This is a genomic window from Halorubrum sp. SD683, from assembly GCF_002135045.1.
Classification (GTDB): domain Archaea; phylum Halobacteriota; class Halobacteria; order Halobacteriales; family Haloferacaceae; genus Halorubrum; species Halorubrum ezzemoulense.
This window is the reverse complement of record NZ_NEWJ01000118.1, coordinates 1-4798: the sequence shown is the minus strand read 5'-3', so window position 1 is coordinate 4798 and position 4798 is coordinate 1. Positions and strand designations below refer to the sequence as shown.

Genomic DNA, 4798 nt, shown 5'->3' with positions numbered 1-4798 from the left:
AGAGGGGTATAAGAGACAGGTGGGGTGGCGGGCGGGGGAAGTACTCACGGAGTGAGCCGGCATGTGACGCGCTCCAACGCATGGAGTGATCGGGCTCATAGAGTAATTCGGCTGGGATGAGTGAGCGGAGAAGAGACAACCGTTGGAAAATCCGGGGATACGGGTGTGGAGAGGTCAACGGACACTGTCTGAGGAGACTGTTTCACCGGAAACGAGGTGTTCGCTGAGTGCCTCAGGCGGGCCGACCAACAGGGGGGAGACCGTGTTTCCGGTGAAACTCAGGCTTCAGATGGGGTGCGGGCTTCCAACGAAGTACGGGCTTCCGTCAAAGTGCGAGCTCTCAGTAGAGTAGTAGTTTCCGGTGAAACGCATGTATCGCTCGGCGAGCTGTCGCTCATTTCGCTTGACGAGCTTTACTCTGATGTAGGATATAAATCCTGTTGTTCTATATTGGTCAGATAGATAACTAAACCGCCCACAGCGAAGTCGCTCCCACCCAAGATAGCCCCATTTCACCGGAAACACGGTGTGTCTCACCGTACGAAACCACAGCGACCGACGTACCGACCTACGGTGTGAGAGAGTCGCGGACCTCATACCGAACGCCGTCTTCACGGAGTCGCGTCGTGTGGCGAGAAAGCTCGTCGGTCGAAACGAGCAACAGCACGTCCAAGCCCCGGAGGGCGGCCTGAGACACGCCCGTCGCCGAACCGAATCGGATGTCCGGCCGGAGCCCGGTCCGCGTCGCGAGCGCGTAGGCTTCGGTCCCACCGACCGCGATCAGATCCGCGTCCGCGGCGCGACCCGTGATGACCTCGGGAGACGGCGGGCTCCCTTCGGTCACCGCCGGGACAGACACGACCGTCACCACGCCCGGGTCGTACTCGACGACCCCCTCGAAGTCGGTGACGCCGACCGCCTCTCCGGCCTCACCGCCGGTGACGACGACCGCTGTCGCCGATCCCCCCTCCGGGACGGCGTGTAGCACGCCGTCGCGCATCTCCAGCCCGACGTCGTCACCTTCCGCAACCGCGTCGGTCGCCACGGCGGCGTCGACGTCGACGCTTCCCAGAACATCGTCGGACACACGAGACACGAAGTCCGAGAGGGCGTCGGTTCGCGTGATTATCCAGTCGACTCCCTCTTTGGTCACCTCGTACCGACCTCGACCGCGTTTCTCCACGAACCCTCCGTCGACCAAGTCGCGGACGTAGTCGCTCACCGCCTGCGAGGTCACACCGATGACGTCCGCGATCTCCTCTTGGCTCACCGCCGGCTGCCGCGCGGCGATCTCGACGAGAACCCGGTAACGAGTCGCGTCGCGCCTGTTATCCAGCACTCGCGGCCCGGCCGGCTCGTCCGGATCCTCGCTCGTTCCCATACCACCGATGTTGTAGTCGGAAACAAGTAAAATTGGTGTCCCGGCGCCCGCGGTACACCCGGCGAGCTACTCTTGGGCGTCCACGACGGCGACGCTCGCAAGGTTGACGATATCCTTCACCTCGTCGCCACGCTGGAGGACGTGGACCGGCTCGTCCATACCGACGAGCATCGGTCCGATGGCCTCGGCGCCCCCGAGCCGCTGAAGGAGTTTGTATCCGATGTTCCCGGCCTCGAGGTTCGGGAACACGAGGACGTTGGCCGCCTCGTCGAGTTCGGAGAACTCGTAGGTCCCGTTGAGGATGTCGTCGACGACCGCGGTGTCGGCCTGCATCTCCCCGTCGACCGGGAAGTCGACCACGTCGTCGGACTGAAGAATGTCGACCGCGTCGCGCGGCTTCCGCGTCCCCTCGTTGTCGACGCTCCCGAAGTTCGAGTACGATAGCATCGCGGCGCGCGGTTCGACGTTGAACCGTCGCGCGAGGTCCGCCGTGTGTCGCGTGACCTCCGCCAGCGTCTCCGCGTCGGGGTCCTGATTGACGGTCGTGTCCGCACAGAAGATCACCCGGTTCTTGAAGGTGAGCATGTACACGCCGGCGACGGTGTCCGTGTCGGCCGCCGAACCGACTATCTGGAGGGGCGGCCGGAGCGCGGACGGGTAGTGGTGCGTGAGCCCGGTGAGCATCGCGTCGACGTCGCCAGTTTCTACCATCACGCTCCCGAGGTAGTTGGTATCCCGTTTGACCAAATCGTCAGCCTCGCGTTTGGTGATCCCCTTGCGCTTTCGGAGCTCGTACAGCCGCTCACCGTATCCGGAGACGTCCCGCTCGTCCGGGTCGACCACCTCGGGGCGGAACGAGAGCCCGAGCTCGGACGCGGTCCGGGAGATGGTGTCGGCGTCGCCGAGCAACACCGGCTCCGCGATCCCCTGCTCGGAGAGCTGGTAGGCCGCGCGGATCATCTTCTCGTCGGTGCCCTCCGCGAGCGCGATCCGCTTCGGGTCGCTTTTCGCCTTGTTCAACACGACCCGCATCATCTCGCGGGACTTCCCCAGGCGAGCTTCGAGGCGCTCGCGGTACTGGTTCAGATCGATCTCCGTCCTGGCCGATCCGGACTCCATCGCCGCCTCCGCGACGCGCGGCGCCACCTCGAACAGCACCCGCGGATCGAGCGGCTTCGGAATGACGTAGTCGGGACCGAACTGGAGCGGGTCGTCGCCGTACGCCTTCACGACCGCGTCCGGAACGTCCTTGCGCGCGAGGTCGGCTAGCGCCTCCGCGGCGGCCGCCTTCATCTCCTCGTTGATCTCGGTCGCACGTACGTCGAGCGCCCCGCGGAACAGGAAGGGGAACCCGAGGACGTTGTTCACCATGTTCGGGTAGTCGGACCGACCAGTCGCCATGATCACTGTGTCGTCCCGGGCGTCCTTGGCGTCCTCGTAGGTGATCTCCGGGTCCGGGTTCGCCATCGCGAAGATGATCGGGTCCGCGGCCATCGAGCGGACCATCTCCTGCGAGACGATACCCCCGACGGAGAGCCCGACGAACACGTCTGCGCCGTCCATGGCGTCCGCGAGATCGCCGTCTTCGACGGGGGTGGCGAACTGGCTTTTGTACTCGTTGACGTCGCCGGCCGCCACCCGCTCTTCGGTGATGATCCCGGAGGAGTCGCACATTGTGATGTTCTCTTCGCGCGCCCCCAGCGAGACGTAGAACCGGGCCGTCGCGATGGCCGACGCGCCGGCGCCGGAGAAGACGATGTCGAGCTCCGAGAGGTCCTTATCGGAGATGTCGACCGCGTTCATCAGCGCCGCGCCGGGGATGATCGCGGTGCCGTGCTGGTCGTCGTGGAACACCGGGATCTCCATCTCCTCGCGGAGCCGCTCCTCGATCTTGAAACACTCCGGGGCCTTGATGTCCTCGAGGTTGATGCCGCCGAACGTCGGCTCCATCGCCTTCACGGCCTCGCAGAACGGGTCGACGGCGTCGATGTCGAGCTCGATGTCGAACACGTCGATGTCGGCGAACCGCTTGAACAGCACCCCCTTCCCTTCCATCACGGGCTTCGAGGCGGCCGCGCCGATGTCACCGAGCCCGAGGACGGCCGAGCCGTTCGAGACGACCGCGACGAGGTTTCCCTTCGCCGTGTACTCGAAGACGGACTCCGGGTCGGCCGCGATATCGCGGCACGGCGCCGCGACCCCGGGGGAGTACGCCAGCGAGAGGTCTCGCTGGGTGTTCGTCGGCTTCGTCGTCTCTATCTCGATCTTTCCGGGCGGCTCCTGCCGGTGATACTCCCGGGCGTCGTCGTCTAGTCCCATGTCTTTCTCCATTCGTGAACGGAGTAAAAAGGTATGCGATGGTGTCGAGTGTGTGATTCGACGTTCGACGATCTTGCGGGGCCCTTCGACGGCATCGAAGTACTTCAACGAGATCTCGATGTGTGTTGGCGTTTCGATGCTCGTCGACAACTTGGATGTCCGTCGACCGCGGAGCCCCGTCGGCGCGTCCTCAGACCGGCCCACCGTCGGCTGGCTCCGGGTCGTCGCTCGCGACGAGCGTCGGCGCCAGCGGAGCGAGCCCCGGAGCGAGCCCGGCGAGCGTCGAGACTTCGTACGCCGTCAGGTACGTTCGCGCCACGATGAGGACGGGGAGCGTCAGCACCGCGACGGCGGCGACCGCACACAGCAGGACGGTCGCGAGCACGATCGCTCCCGCGGTCGTCTCGACCAACGCCGCCACTCCGCCGAGCGGGACCGCGGCGAGCACCAGCACGACGAGGCCGACCGCGGCGACCACCCCGCCGACGGAGGCGACTGCGACGGCCCGGACGATCCCGGCGCTCGCCGCGACGACGGCGTGAACCGCGAGGTAGACCGCGACATCGCTCAGCGACTCGCGGAGCGAGGCCCAAACCGTCCGCCACCCGGCGAGCACCCCGACGTCGCGGGCGACCATCGCCGGCGCGACGAGCTCCAGCGTGAGCCGGGAGCCGACGGTCCCGATCAGCGCTACGCCGCCAGCGGTGACTCCGAGCGCGACGACCGCGACCTCAGAGGCACCGGGTACCCCGCCGACCTCTACGCCCGCCGCGCCCGACACAGCAGAGTCTGCGGCAACGACCGCGAACGCGGCCGCCGGTATCGCGGCGACGACCGCGCCGGCCGTCACGACGGCCGACAGCCCGAGGGCCTGCCGAAACCGTGTACGAAACGGTCGCCAGAGCGCGACTTCCGTCGTCGCGAGCGCGTCGTAGAACGCGAGCCGGAATGCGACCGAACACGTGACGAGCGCGAACGCCGCGACCAGCCCCCCGACCGCGGCCGCGACGAGCAGCGCGTCGTCGAGTCCCGCGACGCGCTCGGCTGCCGGACCGACGATGCGTCCGATCCCCACCGGTCCCGCCCCGACGCCCGTCG

At 66.5% G+C, this 4798-nt stretch carries 3 protein-coding genes; all 3 read right to left on the bottom strand.

Features of this window, described 5'->3' with window-relative positions; genetic code table 11:
- Positions 1-568: 568 nt before the first annotated feature.
- Positions 569-1381 carry a MarR family transcriptional regulator gene (locus B9G49_RS15650; RefSeq protein WP_086216991.1) on the bottom strand — a complete coding sequence of 271 codons (813 nt, stop codon included), beginning with the start codon at positions 1379-1381 and terminating at the stop codon, positions 569-571.
- A 66-nt stretch (positions 1382-1447) separates the two neighbouring features.
- Entirely contained in the window at positions 1448-3700 is a 2253-nt protein-coding gene (locus B9G49_RS15645) for an NADP-dependent malic enzyme (protein ID WP_086216990.1), read from the bottom strand.
- A 190-nt stretch (positions 3701-3890) separates the two neighbouring features.
- Positions 3891-4798, bottom strand: a 908-nt coding sequence (locus tag B9G49_RS16600) for a hypothetical protein (protein ID WP_086216989.1), incomplete at its 5' end; no start/stop codon positions are given.